Annotated in this window: 22 protein-coding genes; 14 read left to right on the top strand and 8 right to left on the bottom strand. The window is 75.2% G+C overall.

The window, feature by feature from the left end:
* Positions 1-7 precede the first annotated feature (7 nt).
* Both ACIRS1_RS23555 and ACIRS1_RS23550 read right to left on the bottom strand, forming a co-directional pair.
* Positions 8-712, bottom strand: a complete 705-nt coding sequence (locus tag ACIRS1_RS23555; protein WP_402842989.1) for a hypothetical protein — start codon at positions 710-712, stop codon at positions 8-10.
* Complete coding sequence (locus ACIRS1_RS23550) at positions 709-1335, bottom strand: hypothetical protein (RefSeq protein ID WP_402842987.1); 627 nt, start codon at positions 1333-1335, stop codon at positions 709-711. Before ACIRS1_RS23550 ends, ACIRS1_RS23555 begins: the two co-directional genes overlap by 4 nt.
* 183 nt (positions 1336-1518) lie before the next feature.
* Here ACIRS1_RS23550 and ACIRS1_RS23545 point away from each other — a divergent pair, with 183 nt between their 5' ends.
* Positions 1519-3093 (top strand): phosphonate degradation HD-domain oxygenase, encoded by a 1575-nt coding sequence (locus tag ACIRS1_RS23545; protein WP_402842984.1) that lies wholly within the window; start codon positions 1519-1521, stop codon positions 3091-3093.
* A 95-nt stretch (positions 3094-3188) separates the two neighbouring features.
* Here ACIRS1_RS23545 and ACIRS1_RS23540 read toward each other — a convergent pair whose 3' ends face one another.
* Positions 3189-4013, bottom strand: a complete 825-nt coding sequence (locus tag ACIRS1_RS23540) for a GntR family transcriptional regulator (protein WP_360218390.1) — start codon at positions 4011-4013, stop codon at positions 3189-3191.
* A 349-nt stretch (positions 4014-4362) separates the two neighbouring features.
* Between ACIRS1_RS23540 and ACIRS1_RS23535 the strand changes: the two genes are divergently transcribed.
* The 6 genes from ACIRS1_RS23535 (at position 4363) to ACIRS1_RS23510 (ending at position 9682) form a co-directional block, all read left to right on the top strand.
* The gene (locus ACIRS1_RS23535; RefSeq protein ID WP_387901742.1) at positions 4363-5526 is read left to right on the top strand and encodes an ABC transporter substrate-binding protein; all 1164 of its coding nucleotides are present in this window, start codon (positions 4363-4365) and stop codon (positions 5524-5526) included.
* 7 nt (positions 5527-5533) lie between these two features.
* Positions 5534-6550 carry an ABC transporter permease subunit gene (locus ACIRS1_RS23530; RefSeq protein WP_360218396.1) on the top strand — a complete coding sequence of 339 codons (1017 nt, stop codon included), beginning with the start codon at positions 5534-5536 and terminating at the stop codon, positions 6548-6550.
* A complete protein-coding gene (locus ACIRS1_RS23525) occupies positions 6550-7359 on the top strand; it encodes an ABC transporter permease (RefSeq protein ID WP_387901877.1) in 810 nt (269 codons plus the stop codon). The genes ACIRS1_RS23530 and ACIRS1_RS23525 overlap by 1 nt, the downstream gene beginning before the upstream one ends.
* A gap of 67 nt (positions 7360-7426) precedes the next feature.
* Entirely contained in the window at positions 7427-8509 is a 1083-nt protein-coding gene (locus ACIRS1_RS23520; RefSeq protein WP_402842981.1) for an ABC transporter ATP-binding protein, read from the top strand.
* A gap of 149 nt (positions 8510-8658) precedes the next feature.
* On the top strand, positions 8659-9357 hold the full coding sequence (locus ACIRS1_RS23515; RefSeq protein WP_402842978.1) for an HAD family hydrolase: 699 nt from the start codon (positions 8659-8661) through the stop codon (positions 9355-9357).
* 4 nt (positions 9358-9361) lie between these two features.
* Entirely contained in the window at positions 9362-9682 is a 321-nt protein-coding gene (locus tag ACIRS1_RS23510; protein WP_360218405.1) for a multidrug efflux SMR transporter, read from the top strand.
* 328 nt (positions 9683-10010) lie between these two features.
* Here ACIRS1_RS23510 and ACIRS1_RS23505 read toward each other — a convergent pair whose 3' ends face one another.
* The 3 genes from ACIRS1_RS23505 to ACIRS1_RS23495 form a co-directional block, all read right to left on the bottom strand.
* On the bottom strand, positions 10011-10526 hold the full coding sequence (locus ACIRS1_RS23505; protein WP_402842974.1) for a pyridoxamine 5'-phosphate oxidase family protein: 516 nt from the start codon (positions 10524-10526) through the stop codon (positions 10011-10013).
* A gap of 143 nt (positions 10527-10669) precedes the next feature.
* Positions 10670-11338 (bottom strand): phosphatase PAP2 family protein, encoded by a 669-nt coding sequence (locus ACIRS1_RS23500; RefSeq protein ID WP_402842971.1) that lies wholly within the window; start codon positions 11336-11338, stop codon positions 10670-10672.
* Entirely contained in the window at positions 11338-12006 is a 669-nt protein-coding gene (locus tag ACIRS1_RS23495; protein WP_402842968.1) for a DedA family protein, read from the bottom strand. The genes ACIRS1_RS23500 and ACIRS1_RS23495 overlap by 1 nt, the downstream gene beginning before the upstream one ends.
* 115 nt (positions 12007-12121) lie before the next feature.
* On the opposite strand from ACIRS1_RS23495, the gene ACIRS1_RS23490 reads away from it, so the two are divergent.
* The 3 genes from ACIRS1_RS23490 (at position 12122) to ACIRS1_RS23480 (ending at position 15568) form a co-directional block, all read left to right on the top strand.
* Positions 12122-12577, top strand: coding sequence for a BlaI/MecI/CopY family transcriptional regulator (locus tag ACIRS1_RS23490; protein ID WP_402842966.1), 456 nt, complete (start codon positions 12122-12124; stop codon positions 12575-12577).
* Positions 12571-13674 carry a M48 family metalloprotease gene (locus ACIRS1_RS23485; RefSeq protein ID WP_402842963.1) on the top strand — a complete coding sequence of 368 codons (1104 nt, stop codon included), beginning with the start codon at positions 12571-12573 and terminating at the stop codon, positions 13672-13674. Before ACIRS1_RS23490 ends, ACIRS1_RS23485 begins: the two co-directional genes overlap by 7 nt.
* Positions 13675-14005: 331 nt before the next feature.
* Positions 14006-15568 carry a GAF domain-containing protein gene (locus tag ACIRS1_RS23480; RefSeq protein WP_402842961.1) on the top strand — a complete coding sequence of 521 codons (1563 nt, stop codon included), beginning with the start codon at positions 14006-14008 and terminating at the stop codon, positions 15566-15568.
* Here ACIRS1_RS23480 and ACIRS1_RS23475 read toward each other — a convergent pair.
* Positions 15487-15987, bottom strand: a complete 501-nt coding sequence (locus ACIRS1_RS23475; protein ID WP_360218435.1) for an SsgA family sporulation/cell division regulator — start codon at positions 15985-15987, stop codon at positions 15487-15489. The two genes, ACIRS1_RS23480 and ACIRS1_RS23475, sit on opposite strands and share 82 nt — an antisense overlap.
* A 337-nt stretch (positions 15988-16324) precedes the next feature.
* Here ACIRS1_RS23475 and ACIRS1_RS23470 point away from each other — a divergent pair, with 337 nt between their 5' ends.
* From ACIRS1_RS23470 to ACIRS1_RS23455, 4 genes are all read left to right on the top strand, one after another.
* Positions 16325-17782, top strand: a complete 1458-nt coding sequence (locus ACIRS1_RS23470) for a hypothetical protein (RefSeq protein WP_402842959.1) — start codon at positions 16325-16327, stop codon at positions 17780-17782.
* Between the two features lie 167 nt (positions 17783-17949).
* Positions 17950-19218: a TerD family protein gene (locus ACIRS1_RS23465; RefSeq protein ID WP_402843122.1), complete on the top strand. Its 1269-nt coding sequence runs from the start codon at positions 17950-17952 to the stop codon at positions 19216-19218.
* Between the two features lie 127 nt (positions 19219-19345).
* Complete coding sequence (locus ACIRS1_RS23460) at positions 19346-20311, top strand: SGNH/GDSL hydrolase family protein (protein ID WP_402842957.1); 966 nt, start codon at positions 19346-19348, stop codon at positions 20309-20311.
* 48 nt (positions 20312-20359) lie between these two features.
* On the top strand, positions 20360-20848 hold the full coding sequence (locus tag ACIRS1_RS23455) for a GNAT family N-acetyltransferase (RefSeq protein WP_360218444.1): 489 nt from the start codon (positions 20360-20362) through the stop codon (positions 20846-20848).
* Between the two features lie 8 nt (positions 20849-20856).
* On the opposite strand, the gene ACIRS1_RS23450 is transcribed toward ACIRS1_RS23455, so the two are convergent.
* A complete protein-coding gene (locus ACIRS1_RS23450; RefSeq protein WP_402842953.1) occupies positions 20857-21549 on the bottom strand; it encodes an RraA family protein in 693 nt (230 codons plus the stop codon).
* Positions 21550-21628 lie beyond the last annotated feature (79 nt).

The raw sequence follows: 21628 nt of genomic DNA, 5'->3' as shown, positions 1-21628 counted from the left end.
ACTCAGGTCACGAGGAGGGCACCTCGGCGAGCGCGCGGAACGCTCGGGCGTGGGAGGCGGCGGTGTCGGGCGCGACGGTGGTGTCCCGGACCGCCTCCTGGTAGGTGGCCCACATGCTGCCGTCGGACCAGTCGCAGAAGCCGAGCTGCTGGCCGTCGTCGTCGGTGTTGCCGCACTTCATCACACCGCCGCGTTCGCCGGGGTCGACGTCGTGCAGGTCGGTGACGGTCGCCCCACTGGCGCGCTGACGGGCCAGGAGGTCGTCGAGTTCCGAGGAGGGCGTGAAGATGTGCTTCTCGTAGACGGTGACGATGACGACCCGTTCCTCGTCGGCGCTGCGGTAGTCGGTGACCGAGACCCCGGACTCGGAGCCCGCGCGGAGGCTCCTCCTGGTCACCGACGCCTTCGGAACGAGCGCCAGTCCGTCGAACTCCTTCGGCGCGCTGTACGCGTACGCGCCCAGGTTCGCGAAGTTGTCGGCGAAGGCGACGCCGAAGCCGCCGGCGCCGAGGACGAGGACGGCCGCGACGGTCAGCCAGAGCGTGCGGCGGGAGCGCGGGTGCGGGGCGGCGGGCGTCACGTCGACGACGGGGTCGGCGTCGGCGACGCCCTGCTGCCCGCCGGGCGGCGCGGTCCGGTCGGACGCGCCGGGCTCGCCGGGCTCGCCGGTCGGGTCGGTCGGGTCGGTCGGGTCGGTCGGGTCGGTCATCATGCCTTCACCTCGGCGAGCTCGCGGAACGCGCGGACGTCGTCGGCCAGCTTCTCCGTGGTGATCGTGACGTCCTCGATGTGCTCGACGTAGACGGCCCACATACTGCCGTCGACCCAGGCGCAGAAGCCGACGTCCTGGGCCTTGCCGGCCTTCCTGATCGCGGTGGTGTGGCCGCACTTCAGGACGCCGCCGCGGGGGCCCGGGTCGATCTCGCGCAGGTCCGCGACGGGGAGGTTCCTGGTCGCCTCGGAGATCACGCTGTCGATCTGCCCCGAGGGGGCGAGGGTGGGCAGCTCGCGGACGGTGAGGACGACGCTCCGGGACTTGTCCGCGGCCTGGTAGCCGCCGACCTTCACGTCGCGCAGCTGGGGCGACGCCTTGACCACCTGGTCCACGGGGACGCCGGGGAGCCCGAGGAACTCCCCGGGCTGCTCGTAGCGGTACTCGCCGAAGGCGGCGATGTTGTCGGCGAGGGCGACCGCGGCGGTGGTGACGGCGGCGACGCCGAGCGCCGCCAGGGTCAGCCAGAGCCGACGGCGGGAGCGGGGGGCGGCGGGGACGGGCGGAGCGGCCGGGGTGACGTCCACCAGGGCGTCGGCCGGATTCTGATCTTGATCGAGCACCGGCATATCCGACCAGGTCGGGGCGGTGGGCGCAAGGGATTTGGGGACGGTCTCGACGGACAGTTCCCCGGGCGTTCACCCGGCGGGCACGCAGAACTCACCGAAGGGCGGCAGGCTCCAGGCCGACGGGCAAAGTTGGCTATACAACTTCACCCGCTGAGCCACCGTCGAGGAGGAGACACCATGTCCGAGCTGCCGCCCTACTGGCTGCGCGACAACTGCCCGTGCACCGAGTGCCGGGACCACCGGAACGGGCAGAAGCTGTTCCGGATCGGCGACCTGCCGAAGGACCTGACCATCGCCGCGAGCAAGGAGATCGGCCCTGACCTCGAGGTGCTCTGGTCGGACGGGCACCGGTCGCGCTACCCGCTGGCCTGGCTCGGGGAGACCGACCACGGCGACGGGCGGACGGAGGAGGGCAAGCGGCTCTGGGCGGCGGCGGACTTCGCCCGCGGCATCCCGGAGGCCGACTGGGAGGAGTACCTGGCCGACCCCGCCGAACGGGCCGCCGTCCTCGCCGCCGTCCGGCACAGCGGGTTCGCCGTGCTGCGCGGGGTGCCCGCGGTGGAGGGACAGGTCCTGCGGGTCGCCGAGAGCTTCGGGTACGTCCGGGTCACCAACTACGGCGAACTGTTCGACGTCCGGGTCGAGCCGGACCCGAACAACCTCGCCTTCACCAGCGCCGCCATCGCCCCGCACACCGACAACCCCTACCGCGACCCGGTGCCGACGCTCCAGCTGCTGCACTGCCTCGAGAACTCGGCGACCGGCGGCGACTCCGGCCTGGTCGACGGGTTCAAGGCGGCCGCCGTGCTGCGCGCGGAGTCACCGGCCGACTTCGCCCTGCTGACCGGCACACCCGTCCCCTTCGTCTTCCGCGACCGCCGCACCGAGCTGCGCGCCGACCGCCCGCTGATCGACGTGGACGCACTCGGCCGGATCCGCGAGGTGCGCTTCAACAACCGCTCGATCGGCACCCTGCGCGTCGGCGACCGGGAGGCCTTCTACGCCGCGTACCGCCGGTTCGCCGCGATCACCCTGCGCCCCGAGCTGCAGCTCGCCTTCCGGCTCGGCCCCGGCGACTGCCTGGTCTTCGACAACACCCGCCTGCTGCACGCCCGGACGGCCTTCCGGCAGGACGGCCACCGGCACCTCCAGGGCTGCTACGCCGACCTGGACTCGCTCGCCAGCACCCTCGCCGTGCTGCACCGCCGCTCCGCCGCACTGGACGCGATCGCCGCCCTGTTCGCCGGCGAGGGCGCCGGGGAGTACCTGGGCGAGGAGGTCACCATGGCCGAGCACATGCTGCAGGCCGCCGCCGCGGCGGAGGCGGCCGGCGCACCGGAGCACCTGGTCGCCGCCGCGCTGCTGCACGACCTCGGCCACTTCCGGGGCACCCTGCACGGGCGTGACCTGATGGAGGGGCGGGACAACCGGCACAGCGACACCGGCGCCGACTGGCTGGCCCAGTGGTTCGGCCCGGAGGTGACGGAGCCGGTCCGGCTGCACGTCGCCGCCAAGCGCTACCTGTGCGCGGTCGAGCCGGGCTACCGGGAGCGGCTGTCCGAGGCGTCCGAGTACACGCTCACCGTCCAGGGCGGCCCGATGGACGGCCCGCAGGCCGCCGCCTTCGCCGAACTGCCCGGCGCGGCCGACGCGGTGGCCGTCCGCCGCTGGGACGAGCAGGCGAAGGTGGCCGGCGCCCGGACGCCCGGCTTCGACCACTACCGCCCGCTGCTCGCCGCCCTGATGCGCTGACGCCGGTGCCCGCGACGCACCCGGGTGCCGGTGCGCCCGCACGCTGACGCGCCGGGTGCACGGCCGGACCGCCCGGCCGGAGCCCGGGAGGGGGCTCAGTCCCCTTCCCGGGCGTGCCGCGAGAGCGCCGACGTGGCCAGCGAGTTGTGCACGCTGAAGGCCACCGTCCCGGGCAGGTAGCGGTCCTGGGACCACTCCACCGGCGTGCCGGTCGGGTCCGTGGTGCGCCGCCGCTCGCGCAGCAGCGGGCTGCCGCGCCGGCAGCCGAGCAGCCGGGCGTCCTCGGCGTTGGCGGCCACGATGTCGATGGTGTGGTCGGCGTCGGTGAACAGGATGCCGTGCTCGCGCAGGACCTCGGTGTGCGAGACGACGTCCGGCGGCAGCTCGGCGACGATCTCGCCGACCCGCGGCGGGTAGACCGTCCGCTCGACCATCACCGGCGCGCCGGAGAGGGTCCGCAGGCGGACCGTCACGTACACGTCGGCGCCGGGCTCCAGGCGCAGCTGCTCGCGCTCGGCGGCGTCCGCCGGGCGGCGGACCAGCGAGTCCAGGATGCCGCCGGGCTCCTCGCCCATCGAGTAGGCCCAGTGCGTGAAGCTGAGCAGCTCGGAGAAGCTCTGCACCCGGGCGCCGCCCAGCACCACCCGCCGGGTACCGCGGCGGGAGGTGACCAGCCCGTCGGAGCGCAGGACGGCGAGCGCCTGGCGGACGGTGCCGCGGGAGACGCCGTACTGCTCGGCGAGGGCGCCCTCGGCGGGCAGGCGCCCGGCCTCGCCGAACGCGCCGGTGGTGATGGCCTCGCGCAGGTCGGCGGCCACCTTCCGGTACAGGGCGCCGGACGCGCGGTCCCCGGTCGCGGCGGGCCGCCGCTCGGGGGCGGGGCGCTGCTCGGCCGCGGGGCGCTCGGGCTCAAGTGCCACGTCAGTCAATGTCCCTCCTGGGGCGGTGTCCTGCGCAACCGTGCCGGCGCGGACAGGCCGACCCTATCCGGCTGCGCCTTCGAAGCATCGCACCGAACGGATCACGCTCCGGCGGCCGGATTCCACCGTTCCCGCAGCCGACCCCGGTTCTGGGCCGTCCGTTCACCTTCCCGTCACCGGACTCCGGCGTACTTACCTCCGTCAGCGAAGTTGGCTAGTCAACTCGGACGGCCTCGAACGGCAGTCCGGGACGGCTCCGGGCGGCTCACCCCCCGCACCCGGACGGCCACTCGCCAGATCCCCCGATCAAGACACCCCCTGCAGTTCCCCCTTCTCAGGAGACTGACCCGTGTCCGTGCACCGCGCCCGTTCCGCCGCCTTCGCGGCCGTCCTGACCGCCGCTGCGCTGTCCCTCACCGCCTGCGGTTCCGCCGGCTCCTCCGCGAAGTCCGGCGACGCCGCGGGCGGCAAGAGCGCCAAGACCGCCACCTCGATCGCCGACTTCGGCGGGATGGACGCCCTGGTCGCCGCCGCCAAGAAGGAGGGCAAGCTGCACGTCATCACGCTGCCCCGCGACTGGGCGAACTACGGCAAGCTGATGGACGACTTCAAGGCGAAGTACGGCATCGAGATCGAGGACGAGAACCCGGACGGCTCCAGCCAGGACGAGATCAACGCGATCACCTCCCGCAAGGGCCAGGACCGCGCCCCCGACGTCGTCGACCTCGGCTCCGCCTTCGCGATCAGCGCCGGCAAGCAGGGCCTGCTGGCCCCCTACAAGGTCGTCGACTTCGACAAGATCCCGGCCACCATGAAGGACGCCAACGGTCTGAGCTACAACGACTACGGCGGCTACATGTCGATCGGCTGCGACGCCAAGAAGGTCGCCGCCTGCCCGAAGACCTTCGCCGACCTGCTCAAGCCCGAGTACAAGGGCATGGTCGCCCTGAACGGCAACCCGACCAAGGCCGGTGCCGCGTTCGGCGCCGTCTACGCCGCGGCCCTCGCCAACGGCGGCTCGCTGGACAACATCCAGCCCGGCATCGACTTCTTCGGCAAGGTGAAGCAGGCCGGCAACTTCAACCCGGTCGAGGTCACCCCGGCGACCATCGAGAAGGGCGAGACCCCGATCAGCATCGACTGGTCGTACCTGAACGCCGGCTACGCCGTGAAGTTCAAGGACAAGGGCCTCGACTGGCAGGTGGCCATCCCGTCGGACGGCTCCTACGCCCAGTACTACAACCAGGCCATCAACAAGGACGCGCCGCACCCGGCCGCCGCCCGCCTGTGGGAGGAGTACCTCTACAGCGCCGCCGGCCAGAACGGCTTCATGGGCGGCTTCGCCACCCCGGCCCTGTTCGACGCCATGAAGACCGCCGGCACCCTCGACGCCGACGCCGCCTCGAAGCTGCCGCCGGTCGAGAAGCCCTTCACCACCTTCCCGACCCCGGACCAGACCGACGCGGCCAAGAAGGTCGTGACCGAGAACTGGGCCAAGGCGATCGCGGGCTGACCTGACGATGACCACGGCTCCCACCCCGGTGCCGGCCAGCGCCTCCGCCGCCCAGCGCGGCGGGGGCGCCCCCGGCCCCGTCTCCCCCAGCTCCCCGGCCGCCACGGCGGCCCCCGCCCCCACGACCACCACCGGGACCGCCGCCGGGCGCCGGTCCCCCCGCCCCGCCAGGGGCCGGGCCGGCCGCAGCCGGGCCTGGCTGGCCGCCCTCCCCCTGCTGCTGTTCTTCGTGATCGGCTTCGGACTGCCCGCCGTCGCGATCGCCATCGGCGCGTTCACCACCTCCACCGACGCCCCCGACGGCGGCGGCACCTTCACCACCGACAACCTCACCGGTTCGCTCCAGGGCGCCTACTTCACCGCCCTGTGGGGCAGCGTCAAGCTCTCCCTGCTGACCGCGCTGATCGCCACCGTGGTCGGCCTGCCGCTGGCCCAGGCCGTCGCCACCTCCCGGTTCCGGGTCTTCCGCGAGGCCGTGCTCTCCGCCTCCGGGGTGCTCGCCAACTTCGGCGGCGTGCCGCTCGCCTTCATGTTCGTCGCCACCCTCGGCAACTCCGGCGAGGTCACCAAGCGGCTCGGCCTGACCAAGCACGGCTGGAACCTCTACACCTTCTCCGGCCTCTCGGTGGTCTACCTGTACTTCCTCGTCCCGCTGATGGTCATCACCATCACCCCCGCCCTGGAAGGCCTGCGGGTGCAGTGGCGCGAGGCCGCGTACAACAACGGCGCCACCGTCGTGCAGTACTGGCGGCACGTCGCCCTGCCGGTGCTGGTGCCCTCGCTGCTCGGCGGCTTCGTGCTGCTGTTCGGCGCCTCCTTCGCCGCGTACGCCACCGCCGAGGCCATGGTCGGCAGCTCGGTGCCGCTGATCTCGATGCAGATCGGCGACGCGCTGTCCGGCAACGTCCTGGTCGGCCAGGGCAACCTCGCCCTCGCCCTCGGCCTCGACATGATCGTGGTCGCCTGCCTGGTGATGGCCGTGTACCTGCCCCTTCAGCGCCGGAGTGCCAAGTGGCTCGCCTGATCAACCGCATCCGTCCCGGCCGCGGCCTCGTCCTGCTGCTCTGCGGCGTCTACTTCGCCGTCCCGATGGCCGCGTCGGTGTACTTCAGCGTCGACGACACCAAGGGCGGGGTCACCTTCCGCGCCTACACCGAACTGCTGAACGCCCCCGGCTTCACGGACAGCCTGGTGCTGAGCCTCGAACTGGCCGGCGTCACCGTGGCGGTGCTGCTGCTCCTGCTCGTCCCCGCGATGCTCGCGGCCCGGCTCGGCGCGCCGAAGCTGCGCCCGGTGATCGAGGTGATGTGCTCGATGCCGCTGGTCGTCCCGGTGGTCGCGCTCACCACCGGCATCATCGGCGTGCTGCGCTGGGGCCCGGACTACCTGCAGGACACCCCGTTCTTCCAGACCATCGTGGCCATCCAGGACCCGGCCTTCCCGATCGTGCTGGTCATCGCCTACGTGCTGATGGCCCTGCCGTTCGCCTACCGGGCGCTGGACGCGGGCCTGCGCGGCGTGGACGTCACCACCCTGGTCGAGGCCGCCCGCAACTGCGGCGCCGGCTGGCTGCGCGCCGTGTTCACCGTCGTGCTGCCCAACCTGCGCAGCGCGCTGCTGAACGCGGCCGTACTCACCGTCGCCCTGGTGCTCGGCGAGTTCACCACCGCCTCCATCCTCGGCTTCGCCCCCTTCTCGGTGTGGATCAACTCCAACGGCAAGAGCGACGGCCAGATGTCCGTCGCCGTCTCGATGCTCAGCCTGCTGATCGTCTGGGTCGTCCTGCTGCTGATGTCCGCCGCGGGCCGCGGCCGCAAGGCCGCCCGCTCCTAGGCACCACCCCCCTAGGGCTTGCCCGAGGAACCCCGAACCACCCCACGCCTTCCAGGAGTTACCAGCCATGACCACGGCCCCCGCCCCCGTCGCCGGAGTCGCGCTCGCCCCCGGCGGCGCCACCGTCGAGTTCCGCTCGCTGCGCCGCGCGTTCGGCACCACCACGGCCCTGGACGGCCTGGACCTCACCGTCCACCCCGGCGAGCTGCTCGCCCTCCTCGGCCCCTCCGGCTGCGGCAAGACCACCGCGCTGCGCATCCTGGCCGGCTTCGAGCAGCACGACTCGGGCGAGGTCCTGGTCGACGGCCAGGACATCACCGCGATCCCCGCGCACAAGCGCGACGCCGGCATGGTCTTCCAGTCGTACAGCCTCTTCCCGCACCTGAGCGCCCTGGACAACGTCGCCTTCGGCCTGCGGATGCGCGGCGCCGGCAAGGCCGACCGCCGCAAGCGCGCCCAGGAACTGCTGGAACTGGTCGGCCTGCCGCACCGCGCCGAGCACTACCCGCACCAGATGTCCGGCGGCCAGCAGCAGCGCATCGCGCTCGCCCGGGCGCTCGCCCTGCAGCCGCGCGTCCTGCTGCTCGACGAGCCGCTGTCCGCCCTGGACGCCAAGGTCCGGCTCCAGCTGCGCGAGGAGATCCGCCGCCTCCAGCAGGAGCTGGGGATCACCACCCTGTTCGTCACCCACGACCAGGAGGAGGCGCTGTCGATGGCCGACCGCGTCGCGGTGCTGCGCGCCGGCCGGCTGGAGCAGTGCGCCACGCCGTCCGAGCTGTACGGCCGCCCGGCCACCGCCTTCGTCGCCGAGTTCGTCGGCACCATGAGCCGCATCCCGTGCACCCGCACCTCCGACGGCGTCGAGGTGCTCGGCCGCCGGCACGCCGTGGACGGCGACCTGCCGGCCGACGGCGAGCTGCAGGTGCTGGTCCGCCCGGAGAACGTCACCCTGACGCCGGCCGAGCACGGCCCGGCGCTGGTCGTCGCCGCCTCCTTCCTGGGCGCCGTCACCCGGCTCACCGTCCGCCTCGACGACGGCACCGAGGTCAAGGCCGACCTGCCCACCGAGGCCACCGCCGCCCTGCCGGCCGGCTCGCGCGCCGAGCTGTCCCTGCCGGGGCGCCCGGTGCTGGTGGACCGCCGCGCCTGACCGACCTGCCCGACCGCTGCGCCCGACCGCGGGGCCGCCCGGCCCCCCGGCCCGGCCCCGCCGAGCCCTCACCGGGGGGCCGGATGGCCCGCCGCGCGGCCGTCTGAAACCCTCGTACCGCCACCCGATGGACCACCGAAGGTACCGCCATGCCTGAAACCGCCCCCGGGACGCCCCCCGGGACCGTCCTGCCCGCCGCCGTCCTGTTCGACATGGACGGCACCCTGGTCGACACCGAACAGCTCTGGTGGCAGGCCGCCTCCGAGCTCGCCGAGGAGCTGCACCGCCCGCTCACCGACCAGGACGCCCCCGAGGTGCTCGGCCAGGCCGTCGAGCACACCGCCGCCCACCTGCACAGGGTCAGCGGCACCGACCTCAGCGAGGCCGAACTCGCCAGCCGCCTCGGCGAGTCCTTCGCCGGCAAGGTCGCCGCCGAGACGGTCCCGCGCCCCGGCGCGCTCACCCTGCTCGCCTCGCTGCGGGACGCCCGGGTGCCCACCGCGCTGGTCTCCGCCTCGCCGCGCCGGGTGGTCGAACTGGTGCTGTCCGCCATCGGCCGGGACTGGTTCGCCGTCACCCTCGCCGCCGAGGACACCCCGCGCACCAAGCCGGCACCGGACCCGTACCTGGCCGCCGCCGAGCGGCTCGGCCTGGACCCGGCCGTCTGCGTCGCCGTCGAGGACACCCCCACCGGGGTCGCATCCGCCTCCGCGGCCGGCTGCGCCGTGCTCGCCGTGCCCTCCACCGCGACGCCCATGCCGGACGGCGCCCGGATCACGCTGCTCGGCAGCCTCGAGCAGGCCGACCTCGCGCTGCTCGGACGGCTCGGCGCCGACCGGGCCGTCTGACGCCATGCCCTACCTCCTGCTCGCCCTCGCCATCGTGAGCGAGGTCTGCGCCACCAGCTGCCTGAAGCTCACCGAAGGGTTCTCCCGCCTCTGGCCGAGCGTCGGGGTCGCGATCGGCTACGTGCTGTCCTTCGTCCTGCTCGGCCGGGCGCTCAAGCACATCCCGGTCTCGGTCGCCTACGCCGTCTGGTCGGGGGCCGGGACGGCCGCGGTCGCCGGGATCGGCGTGGTCGCCTTCGGCGAGTCCCTGGGCCGCCTGCAGTGGCTGGGGATCGCGCTGGTGATCGTCGGCGTCGTCGTGCTCAACCTCCGCAACAGCCACTGACCGGCCACGTGGCGGCCCGTCACCGCCGACCCGCCCGCACCGGCCCCGGGCCGGGGCGGGGCGCCGGACCACCCGACGCCCCGCCCCGTCCCGTCCCGGCCCGCGAGACCGAAGCGGCCCGAGGAGATCGACCTCGGCACCGACCTGTTCTGGGCCACCGCGGTCCTGCTCACCACCGCCCTCACGGTGGTCGGCCTCGGCACCCTCGCCCGCCGGTCCCGCCGTGACCGGTAGCGTCCGTCGGCACCGGACTCCGTCACGACGCGGGCCACGAGCCCGGGAAGTCGGCCGGGCCGACTTCCCACGCCGGACACCCCCGAGGGCACCCCTAGCCGCGCAGGACCCGGGCGCGGAGGTAGTTGCGGCGGCCGAAGTTGGGCTCGTCGACCGCCGTCAGCTCCTCGACCTGGAAGCGGTACAGCGCCGCCGCGCCGCCGCCGGTGAGGAACTGCCGCCGGACGGCCTCGTCCCGGGCGAAGGCCGGGTAGCGCCCCTGGTAGGCGGCCAGCGCCGCCTCCGCCTGCCGCCCCCAGGCCTCGCCCGCGCTGCCGGTCAGCTGGAGGCCCCGCAGCTGCTCGCCGAAGACCGGCGGCGGCAGGAAGACGGTGGCGGCGGCGCGGGCCTCCTCGGCGAGGTGGTGGCTGTGCCGGGTGGAGCGCTCGCTGACGAAGTAGAGGACGAGGTCGTCGTCGTACGCGAAGAAGGCCAGGTTGGCGTGCGGGCCGTGTTCGTGCCCGGCGGTGGCGAGGGTGAGCACCATGGCCTCCTGGAGCAGGCCCTCGACGCCCTTGTGCGGCGACCCGCCCGGCCACTCCCCCTGCGTGATGTCGAGTCGGTACGGCATCGGCACTCCCTCCGCTGGCACACCCGGCGCTCCCGCGCCCCGGCACGACTGAGCCGGGCGGGGTCCCCGCGGAGGGGTCCCACGCCCGGCTCACATGCTCTACCCGCCACCCCGGCCGAACAAGGGTCGGGCGGGTTACGGAATCAGTGCCGCGGCGTCTCGTACGGTGAGTGCCCGCGGGCCACCAGCGGCAGTGCGCCGGGGCCGAGCAACGGGCGCAGCGCGCCGCCCCGCATCCGGTCGACGAGCGGTCCGCAGCGCCGGGCGAGCGCGGCCAGCACGAGGGCGACGAGGACGCCGACCAGTGCGCCGACGGCCACGTCGTGCGGGTAGTGCACGCCGACCCAGACCCGGGAGGCGCCCATCAGCACGGCGAAGAGCCCGGCGACCCAGCCGAGCCGCCGGTCGACGAACCAGAGCGCGGTGGCGGCCGCGAAGGCGATGACGGTGTGGTTGCTGGGGAACGACCAGTCGCCGGTGCCCGGGCAGGCCTCCAGGGAGACGCTGCCGGGGATCTGGGCGCAGGGCCGGATCTCCTCGACGGTGCTCTTGAGGGCGGAGTTCGCGGCGTACGCGAGGACGACGATCACCGGCGAGGCCAGCACCCCGGCCATGACCGCCGATTCGGCGCCGCGCGCCCGCCACCAGGCGTAGAGCATGAAGACGGCGAACAGGCCGAGTCCGACCGCGGACCACAGTCTGATCAGTTCGTCGAGCCAGTGCGGGGCCGCCTGGGCCCACTCGTTGACCCGGGTGTAGAGGCCGCCGTCGATGCCGCTGCCGTCGTAGACGGCCAGGGCCCGGGAGGACATCACACGTCACCTCCGTGACGGCGCGCCTTACGGGCGCGGAACAGTTCGAGAACGATGGGGAGCACGGAGACAACTACTACCAGACCGATGATCGGTAGCAGATAACGGTCGATACTGGGGACGGACGATCCGAGCGCGTACCCGGCGAGCACCACCCCGACGGTCCAGACCGCTCCGCCGATCACCTGCCAGAGGGTGAACGAGCGCACCGGCACGTCGAGCACGCCGCAGAGCGGGTTGAGCACCGTCCGGACCACCGGGATGAAGCGGGCGAGCACGATCGCCTTGCCGTGGCCGTACTTGGCGAGCAGCTCCTCGGCCCGCCGGGCGCCCTCCTGGAGGCTCCGGCGCTTGGAGCGGCGCAGCAGGGCGGTGCCGCCGCGCCGGCCGATCAGGTAGCCGACCTGTGCGCCGAGCATCGCCCCGGCCAGGGCCGCGGGAAGCACCTGGTAGAGCTCCAGCTGCGGGCCCTTGGTGGCGCCGGGGACGCAGAGCAGGCCGGCGGTGAACAGCAGCGAGTCTCCGGGCAGGAAGAAGCCCACCAGCAGGCCGGTCTCCGCGAAGAGGACGACGGCGATCCCGAGCGCGCCGAAGGCGGACAGCAGCGAGGACGCGTCCAGCGGGTTCACCGCGAGGTGGACGGCCGGATCGGGGGGGAACTGGAGCAAGGCTGGCGGACCTCCCGTACGTTGGGGGGCGGTTCGCAGCGGAACCCGCCCGGACCGTCTACAGTGACGTAGACGGTCTACATGACTGTAGACGAAACCTGGAGGAAGCGCCGCCATGTCCGACGTACCGTCCGCCCGCCGGCCCGCCGGCGAGTTGGAGGCCGAGGTGCTGGCCGCGCTCTGGGCGGCCCGGCAGCCGATGACGCCGCAGGACGTCCAGACGGCGCTCGGCGGGGACCTCGCCCGCACCACCATCGCCACGATCCTCGCCCGGCTGCACGACAAGGGCACCGTGGAGCGCACCCGCGCCGGCCGTGCCTACGCCTACACCCCGACCGTCCAGGACCCGGCCGGGCTCGCCGCCCGCCGGATGCACACCGAGCTCGGCCGCGAGGCCGACCGCTCCACCGTGCTGGCCCGATTCGTCTCCGACCTCTCCGCCGAGGACGAGCAGTTGCTGCGCGCCCTCCTGGGCGACGGCCACCCCGGCACCGGTCCCGGCCCCGACGCCACCGGGCCCGACGCCACCGGGCCCGGCCCGGACGCCTCCGGGGCGGGCCGCCCGTGCTGATCGCCGTCTGGGCCCCGCTGCTGCTGCCGTTCCTGGCCGTTCCGCTCGCCCGCCGCCTCGCCGAGGCCCTGCCGCCCCGGGCCGCCGCCTGGACCCTGGCCGGCACGGCCGCCGTGCTGGCCGGCGGCACCCTCTGCTCGCTCGGCCTGCTCGCGGCCGCCGGGCTGCTGCAGCTGCCGCCGGTCGCCGCGCTCGGCCACCTGTCGCTGCCCTGGCTCACCGCCGCCGCCCCCGGAGCACCCCTGGCCGCGGCCGCGGCCGGGCTGGTGCTCGCCGTGCTGACCGCCCGGGCCGTCCGCACGGCCCGCCGCCACCGGCTGGAGCTGCGCACGGCCCGCGCCGCCGTCCCGGCCGCGTCCCCGGCCGCCGCCCAAGCCGCCACCGCCACCACGACCGACGACCGGCATCCGGACACGCGCCCTCGACGCGCCACCGTGCGCCGGGCACGCACCCCGCGGACCGCGCTGGCCCGCGCCCGGGCGCTGCTCCAGCCGGGCGAGCACCCGCTCGCCGTCCTCGACGACGAGCGCGCCGACGCCTTCGCCCTGCCCGGACGGCTGCCGCTGCCCGGCCGGCCCGCCGAACCCGGCCGGATCGTCGTCACCTCCGGCATGCTGCGCGCCCTCAGCGGGCCCGAGCGGGCCGCCCTGCTCGCCCACGAACGGGCCCACCTGGCCGCCCGCCACCACGTCTTCCTCGCCCTGGCCGAACACGCCGCCGACCTCCACCCCGCGCTCGGCGCCCTGCGCACGCCGCTCGGGTTCCACCTGGAGCGCTGGGCCGACGAGGTGGCGGCGGCCCGGGTCGGCGACCGCACGGTGACGGCCCACGCGGTCGGCCGGGCCGCCCTGGCCGCCGGCCGCTCCCCCTGGCCGGCCCGGCCCCGGCTGGTCCCCGCCGCGCACTCCGGGCCGGTCCCCCGCCGGGTGGCCGCCCTGCTCCAGCCCCGCCCGGCCGCCGCCGGGACCCGCCGCCGCGCGGTCGCGCTCGCGCTGGCGGCCTGCCTGGCCCTGAGCACCGCCGCCACGCTGGACGCCACCGCCGACCTGCACCACACGGTCGAGGCGGCCCAGCGCGGCAGCGGCGCGGAACGCTGACCCCGGCCCCGGCCCCGGCATCCGGCACCCGCACGACCCCGCCGTCAGGCCCGACCGGCACCACAACGGCACCCCACCCGCACCCCCGGCAGCCACCCCGTCCCGGCCCACCCGCGCACGCCGCCCCGCCCCCCCGCAACCACCCCCCGGCCACCGCGCCCCGCGACCGTCCGGGGGCACGGCGTAGCCATCCCGGCCCGGCATGTCCACTCCCGTACCGCCCGGTATGCCGAGTTGGCAGACCCCATCCCCAGGAACCCACCGCACCCGTACTCTTTCGTCAGCGCGTCGGCCCCGGCGCGACCTCGAACGGCGGCGAGGAGCAACGCGAGTGCGGCAGACCGGACGGCAGTCCCGACGACCAGAGCGCCGCACCCCGCCTACCGCGACGGAGCTGGCCAAGGTCCACGACCGCACCCTCGCCGACGCCGCCGCCCGCGAACTGACCCAGCCCGCCTTCCCCGAGGCCGGCACCACCGGCCTGCTCGACCCCCGCCCCGAGATCGGCGACTCCTGGGCCCGGCTGCGGCGCCTGGGCCTCGACCCCGATGCCGGCGCGGCCGCCGTCCACCTCGGCCCCGCCGAAATCGAGCAGCGGCGCCGCGCGAGCGGCCTGGACTCCGTCATGCCGGTGCTGCGCGACACCCTGCTGGAGCCGGTCGGGCAGACCCCGCTGATCCTCGCCATCGCCGACGCCGAGGGCCACGTGCTCTGGCAGGAGGGCGAGCGCGGGCTGCGCCGCAGCGCCGACCGGATCGGCTTCCTCACCGGCGCCCGCTGGACGGAGGAGAGCGTCGGCACCAACGGGATCGCCGTCGCCCTGCGGGCCCAGCGCCCGATGCAGGTCCACTCCGCCGAGCACTACCTGCGCAGCCACCACTCCTGGACCTGCGTGGCCGCCCCCGTCCACGACCCGGGCACCGGCCGGCTGGTCGGCGCGATCAACCTCAGCGGCCCGGCCCGCAGCGTCCGCCCGTACCTGCTCCAGCTCACCGCCACCGCGGCCCGGCTCGCCGAGACCGAGCTGCGCGCCCACCGGCTGGAGGCGCTGCACCGGCTGCGCACCCTGGCCGCCCCGCTGCTGGCCCGGGTGGCCGGCCCGGCCCTGGTGGTGGACGCCGCCGGCTGGACGGCCGCCGCGGCCGGTCTGCCGCCGCCCGGGCGGCTGCGGGTGCCGGTCGACGGCTGGGGCACCACCGCCGTGCACTGGGTCCCCGGTCTCGGCGAGTGCGTGCTGGAGCCGCTCGCGGACGGCTGGCTGGTCCGGCCGGTGCGCCCGCCCGAGGAGGACGGCTCCGGCACGGTGACCGCGGAGCAGGCCGAGGGCGCCCGGCTCCGGCTCGACCTGCGCCGCCCGGACCGCCCGGAGCTGACCGTGCGGGGCGCGGCCGGCAGCTGGTCGCAGGCGCTCAGCCCGCGCCACGCCGAACTGCTGCTGCTGCTCGCCACCGGGCGGGAGGGCAGCAGTGCGGCCCAGCTCGCGGAAGCGCTGTTCGGCGACCCGGGCCGCACGGTGACGGTCCGCGCCGAGCTGTCCAGGCTGCGCCGCTACCTGGGCGGCCTGCTGGCCCACCGGCCGTACCGTTTCGCCGAGTCGGTGCTGGTCGCGGTGGACGGACCGGACGATCCGTACGACCTGCTGCCGGCCTCCTCCGCCCCGGCCGTGCGCCGGTTGCGGGCGGGGCTGGCCGCGGGGACGGTCCGGCTGCCCGGCGCGGCTCCGGCCGTCCCGCCGCCGCGCGGGCCCGGGGAGCCGCTGGCCGGGGAGGTCCTGGCCGGAGAGGCCCTGAGCGGAGTGGCCCTGAGCGGGGCTCAGCCGCCCGCGAGCAGCGCGGCCAGCTGGGCGTCGGTCGGGCCGCAGTCGCGCTCCGCCTCGGCGGAGACCAGCGCGTAGGTGCGGTCGAGCCAGGCCTGCACCCGGGGCTTGGACGCCTCCAGCAGGGCACTGCCGTGCGGCGACTCCAGCGCCAGGTGCAACGTCGAGCCGTGGCAGGGGCAGTAGGCCGGCCACAGCTTGACGTCGCCCTGGCCGCTCAGCGTGCACAGGCCGTCGCGCAGCAACTCGCGCGAGAAGACCCAGTCGGCCTCGTCGGGCCGGCCCTGGTGGAAGGTCAGCAGCACCTCGTAGGGGCGGGCGGCCTCGAAGCGGAACCGGGTGCGCACCTCGCCGACCACCTCCTCGCCCAGCGAGATCCGCAGGGTCAGCACCTCCTCCACCGCCGCCGGAGCGGCGGTGGAGCCGACCCCATCGCCGCCCGTGGGGGTAGCGGCGAGGGGTGCACTGGAGGCTGCGGACAGCGGGTCGGGCGGCATGACGGTCTCTCCGGGACGGCGTGGGATGACCTCAGCCTGCGCCACCCGCGCCCGGGCGGGCAAGGGTTGCAAGGAGGTTGCAATAACCCCCGACCGCGCCGGCCGACCCTTACCCCAGCTTGTCAGACGGACCGTCAACTTCCGTCTGTCGAACGGATGTCCGTGGAATGGATGGAATCGGTCCGAGGTCCGGGCAGCCGCTGGTACGCTCTCCCCCTCCCCGCACGGGCCCGCCCGCACCCGGGCGGACCGCCCCCGGGCGGCCGGCACGGCCGGCCGACGGCGCGTGGGAGAATACGGCGACCGCTACGGCGACTTCGGGGAGGGAAGGGGTCCGGTGGCTGTGCGCGAGGACACCGCGCGGGACGTGCAGCACGAGCCCGCACGGCACGGCCGGCACGGGCGGCCACGCCCGTTCGGCGGCCGGCTCCGGCTGCCCACCCTCCGCTTCTCCGGCGCCGCGATGGCGATGTCGACCGTCGTGGGCATCAGCATCGCCACCACCCTGCTGCTCAACGAGCAGCAGGGTGTGGGCCGGCGGGCCGGGGTCGCCCGGGTCGGCACCACCCCGCCGGCCACCCCCACCCCGGGCGACCAGGCCGAGGCGGCCTCCGCCCGGACCCCGGCCGCACCGACGCCCACCGACGCCCCGGCCGACCACGCGGCCACCGGCCGACCCGCGGGCTCCCGGCCCTCACCGCACCCCTCGGGGGCGGCGCCGGTCGCGGCCGCCGGCTCCGCGTCGCCCGAGGCCACCGGCGGCCGCTCGGCGACCCCGGACGCCACCGGCGGACGGACCTCCACCGGGCACGGCCACGAGGCCGACTCCTGGACGGCCGGCAGCGAGGAGCCCGGCACGCCGGGCACCACCCCCTCGGCCGGTCCCACCCCCGCGGCCCGCCCCGCCGCCGGGCAGCCGGGCACCGACCCGGCCGCCGCCGACCGGCCAACCGCCTCGCCGTCGTTCTCCGCCTCACCGACCTCGCCGACCGCTCCGCCCGGGCCCCGCCCGACCGCGCCGGACCAGCCCACCCGGCCGCCCGCCGCCGTGGTGCCCGGCACCGACGCCCCGCCGACGGACCCGGCCCCCGGCGAGCCCGCCACCCCGGGACCGGGCACCGCCCCGGACACCGACGCCGACCCGGACGCCGACCGGGTGCTGACCGGCGTCGCCCTGGTCACCCCGGTCGGACGGGACGGCCTGCGGCACCAGCTCGACCTCACCGTCACCGAGCGGGTCACCGCCCTGCAGGCCGAGTTCCGGCTCTCCCCCGGCGACCTCGCCCCCGGCACCGGTACCGCCTGGACCGACCTGCCCGGCGCGGTGGTGACCGTCCAGCAGGACCGCGGCACGCTCGTCTACCGCTTCACCACCCCGCCCGGCACCGACGTCGTACCGGGGCACTACACCTTCGGCGTGCGCGGCACCCGCCCGGTGGACGGCCCGTCCGGCCCGTCCACCGGGGGTGGCCGGGGTGCCGGGTCCGCCGACGGCGCCGGGACCGGCAAGGCCGCCGCGACGGAGAGCTGGAGCGCCGCCGCCTTCGGCATCGACCGCCCCCGCGCGGTCGCGGCACTCGGCACCTTCGCCCCGGCGGCCCAGCAGAGCGCGGCGCAGCAGAACGCGGCCCAGCCGCCCGGCCTCCCGCCGCGCGCCCCGACGTCGACGACCGCGCCGCCCTTCGTCCCCGCACCACCGGCCGCCCCGACGTCGACGACCGCGCCGCCCTTCGTCCCCGCACCACCGGCCGCCCCGGCGCCGACGACCGCGCCGCCGGTCGGCGCGACCCGCTGAGGCCCCGCCGCTCCGGTCGGACGGTCCGACGATCCGACAGGTCACCGCCCTGGACGGGCTCATCCCGGCACCACTGTTCGTTACTGTGGGCAGCTACCGGCCCGGCGGCCCCAGCGGCCCCGTCCGCCGTCGTCCCGCACCCGAGGAGGAGTCCCGTGTCCACCGTCCTGACCCAAGGCGGCAACGCCCCGCTGTCCGCCGCGCGGGTGACCGTCGAGGTCACCGCGCCCAAGGCACTGGACGTCTCCGGTCTGCTGCTGACCGACGCCGGAAAGGTGCGCTCGGACGACGACTTCGTCTTCTTCAACGCCCCGAACGGCCCCGGGGTCAGCCACCGCCCGGCCACCTCCGGGGCCCCCGACGCGATCACCGTCGACACCCTCGCCGTCCCGGCCGGGATCACCAAGATCGTCGTCACCGCGAGCCCCGCCGACCAGTCCTCCACCTTCGCCGGGATGGAGCCGACCGCCACCGTCCGTGACGCGGACACCGGTCAGGTTCTGGTCACCTTCACCCCGCCGCAGCTCGGCCGGGAGACCGCGCTCATCGTGGTCGAGGTCTACCTGCGCGGCGGCGCCTGGAAGGTGCGCGCGGTCGGCCAGGGGTACGCCAACGGGCTGGCGGGGATCGCCACCGACTTCGGTGTCACCGTCGACGACTCCCCCGCACCGCCGCCGGCCCAGGCGGCCCCGTCGGCCCCGGTCGCGGCCCCGCCGGCACCCCCCGCCGCTCCCCCGGTGACCCCGCCCGCACCGGCCGCCCCCGCCGCCCCGCCGGTCGACCCGCGGATCGCACTCGCCGCCTCCGCACCGGTGCCCCCGGCGCCCCCGGCCGCTCCGCCGGCCCCGCCCGCACCCACCAAGATCACCCTGGACAAGGGCCGGGTCAGCCTGGTCAAGGGCAGCTCCGTCTCCCTGGTCAAGAACGGCCGCCCGTTCCTCTCCTCGGTCCGGATGGCCCTCGGGTGGGAGCCCGCGGGCCGTGGCCGCAGCGTCGACCTGGACGCCTCCTGCATCGCCTTCGACAGCCGGCGCAACAAGCTGGAGACGGCCTGGTTCATGAAGCTGACCGTCTTCAACGGCGCGATCGCCCACTCCGGCGACAACCTCACCGGCGGCGGCGAGGGAGACGACGAGTCGATCACCGTCCACCTGGACGGCCTCCCGGCCGAGGTCACCGGCCTGGTCTTCGTCGTCAACTCCTTCTCCGGCCAGCGCTTCACCGACGTGAAGAACGCCTACTGCCGCCTGCTGGACGCCGGGACGAACGAGGAGCTGGTCCGCTTCGACCTCACCCACTCCGAGGCCCGCACCGGTGTGGTGATGTGCAAGCTGGTCCGCCAGACCTCCGGCGAGTGGGTGATGACCGCGCTCGGCGAGTACGTCGACGCCAAGACCGCCCGGGCGATGGTCGACCCCTCGGCCGCCCTGCTCTGAGCCCCCGCGTTCGTCACATCCCTGACCGCGAATTCACCCTCCTGGGGCATCAAGTCGTCCACGGACCGACTCGATTGACACTCAGGGGGGTGACTCGCACTCTCCCCGCGCCCGTCGAGGAGAGCCCGTGCCACGCTTCCTGTCCCGCCTCGCCGTCACCGGCACCGCCGCCGTCCTCGCCGCCGGCCTGATCACCCCCACCGCCGTCGAGGCCGCCGCCAGACCGACCGGCCCCGCCCGGACGCTGAAGTGGGCCGCCCTCGGCGACTCCTACACCGCCGGCGTCATCGAGGCCACCGGCGGCCTCACCGCGCCCCGGGACGGCTGCGCGCGCACCACCGGCTCCTACCCCGAGATCGTCCGCCGCGGCCTGGGCGCCCTGGTCGACCTCCACAACGTCAGCTGCAGCGGCGCCACCAGCGCGGACGTCGACGCGAACAAGCAGAGTCCGACCGGCCGCCCGCTCCCTCCCTTCGGCGTCGACCCCGCCGCCCCGTACCCGCCCGTCCCGGCGCAGATCGACGCGGTCGACCCGGACGAGGACGTGATCACCGTGGGCGTCGGCGGCAACGACCTCGGCTTCGGCGAGATCCTCGGGGACTGCATCGCACTCGGCGCCACCCACCTCGGCCTGGGAAGCCCCTGCAAGGACACGTACGACGCCCAGCTGGCCGGCCGCTTCGACCGGCTGCGCACCGGCTACGGCGCCATGCTCACCGCGCTCCGGCAGAAGGCCCCCTCCGCGCGGATCATCACCGTCGGCTACCCGCACCTGGTCCCCGAGGACGCCACCCGCTGCCGGTTCGGCGACCCACTGCAGTTCGCCACCTTCACCACCGGCGACCTGGCCTGGGCCCGCACCAGCATCCTGGAGCCGCTCAACCAGGCCATCGAGCAGATCGCCTCCGCCCGGCAGGACACCTTCGTCGACCTCTACGCCGACTCCGCCGAACACAGCGTCTGCGACGCCGACCACTGGCTGGACGGCGTCCTGACCAGCGTCATCCCGCTGAAGTACGCCCTGGTGCACCCCAACGCCGACGGCCAGTCCTTCGCCGCCACCCGGGTCGGGGCCGCCGTCCGCGGCACCTGAGCGGAAAACCGGTGGGCCCACCACCCGGGCCCGGGGCATCCTGAGCGGATGCTGATCCGCGAAGCCACCCCCGAGGACTGGCCGGCCGTCTGGCCGTTCTTCCACACCGTCATCGCCGCCGGCGAGACCTTCCCCTACCCCCTCGACATGTCGTCCGAGCTCGGCCGGGAGTGGTGGATGAAGACCGCCCCGGACCGCACGGTGGTCGCGGTGGACGAGGACGGTCGGATCGTCGGCACCGCCGCCATGAACCGCAACCGCCCCGGCAACGGCGCCCACGTGGCCAGCGCGAGCTACCTGGTCGACCCGGCGCACCACGGCCGGGGCATCGGGCGGGCCCTGGTCGAGCACTCCCTCGACTGGGCCCGCCGATCCGGCTACCGCGCCATGCAGTTCAACGCCGTGGTCGCCAACAACCGCCACGCGGTGAAGCTCTACGAGTCCCTCGGCTTCACGATCGTCGGCACCGTCCCGGAGGCCTTCCTCCACCCGGTCGACGGCTACGTCGGCCTGCACGTCATGCACCGGCCCCTGTAGGCCCGGGCCTACTCCTCGATCGCCCCGCCGACCCGCCGCAGGTGCTGCCGGAAGCTGTACGAGGGGTCGGCCGCGCGGCGCTCCAGGTAGTCCTCGAAGGCGGTCTGGCAGCGCAGGGTGTCCCCGGCGGCGATCCGCCCGGCCTGCGCGCGCTCCGTCCGGGCGATCGCGGCGGCCGTCTCCAGCACCTCCGCGGCCCGGTCGGCCGGGACGAACAGCACTCCGTCCGCGTCGCCGAACACCACGTCGCCGGCGCTCACCACGTGCGGGCCGAAACGGGCCGTCAGCAGCGCCTCCGGCTCCCGGTCGTCCAACCGCAGCGGCCCGAGCGGCAGCGCACCGTAACTGAACACCGGAAGCCCGATCTCCAGCAGTTCCGGGGTGTCCCGGTGCAGCCCCCACACCACGATCCCGGCCACCCCGGCGGCGCGCGCCTCCAGCACCGCGAGGTCCCCGATGCAGGCCTCGTCCGTCCGCCCGCCGTTGTCGATCACCAGCACGTCCCCGTCCCGGGCGGCGCCGTACGCCTCCAGGAACACGTCGACGCTGCCGTAGTGCCGCACCGGCAGCACCGGCCCGGCCACCCGGCCGCCCGCCACCACCCCGGCCACCCCCACCGGCGCCGCCCGCAGCGCCACTCCGAGGCGCACGCACGCGTCCGCCACCAACGGCGTCGACAGCCCTTCGAACTCCTTCAGCATCCCCGACTCCTCCCGCCGAAAGCCCAGTTCACCAGCACCGGATCCTAGGGCAGCCCTCGGACCCACACCATCGAGTGAA

This window comes from Kitasatospora sp. NPDC101176, assembly GCF_044768035.1.
Classification (GTDB): Bacteria; Actinomycetota; Actinomycetes; order Streptomycetales; family Streptomycetaceae; genus Kitasatospora.
The sequence above is the reverse complement of the archived record's forward strand: the minus strand, read 5'-3'. Positions and strand labels throughout refer to the sequence as shown.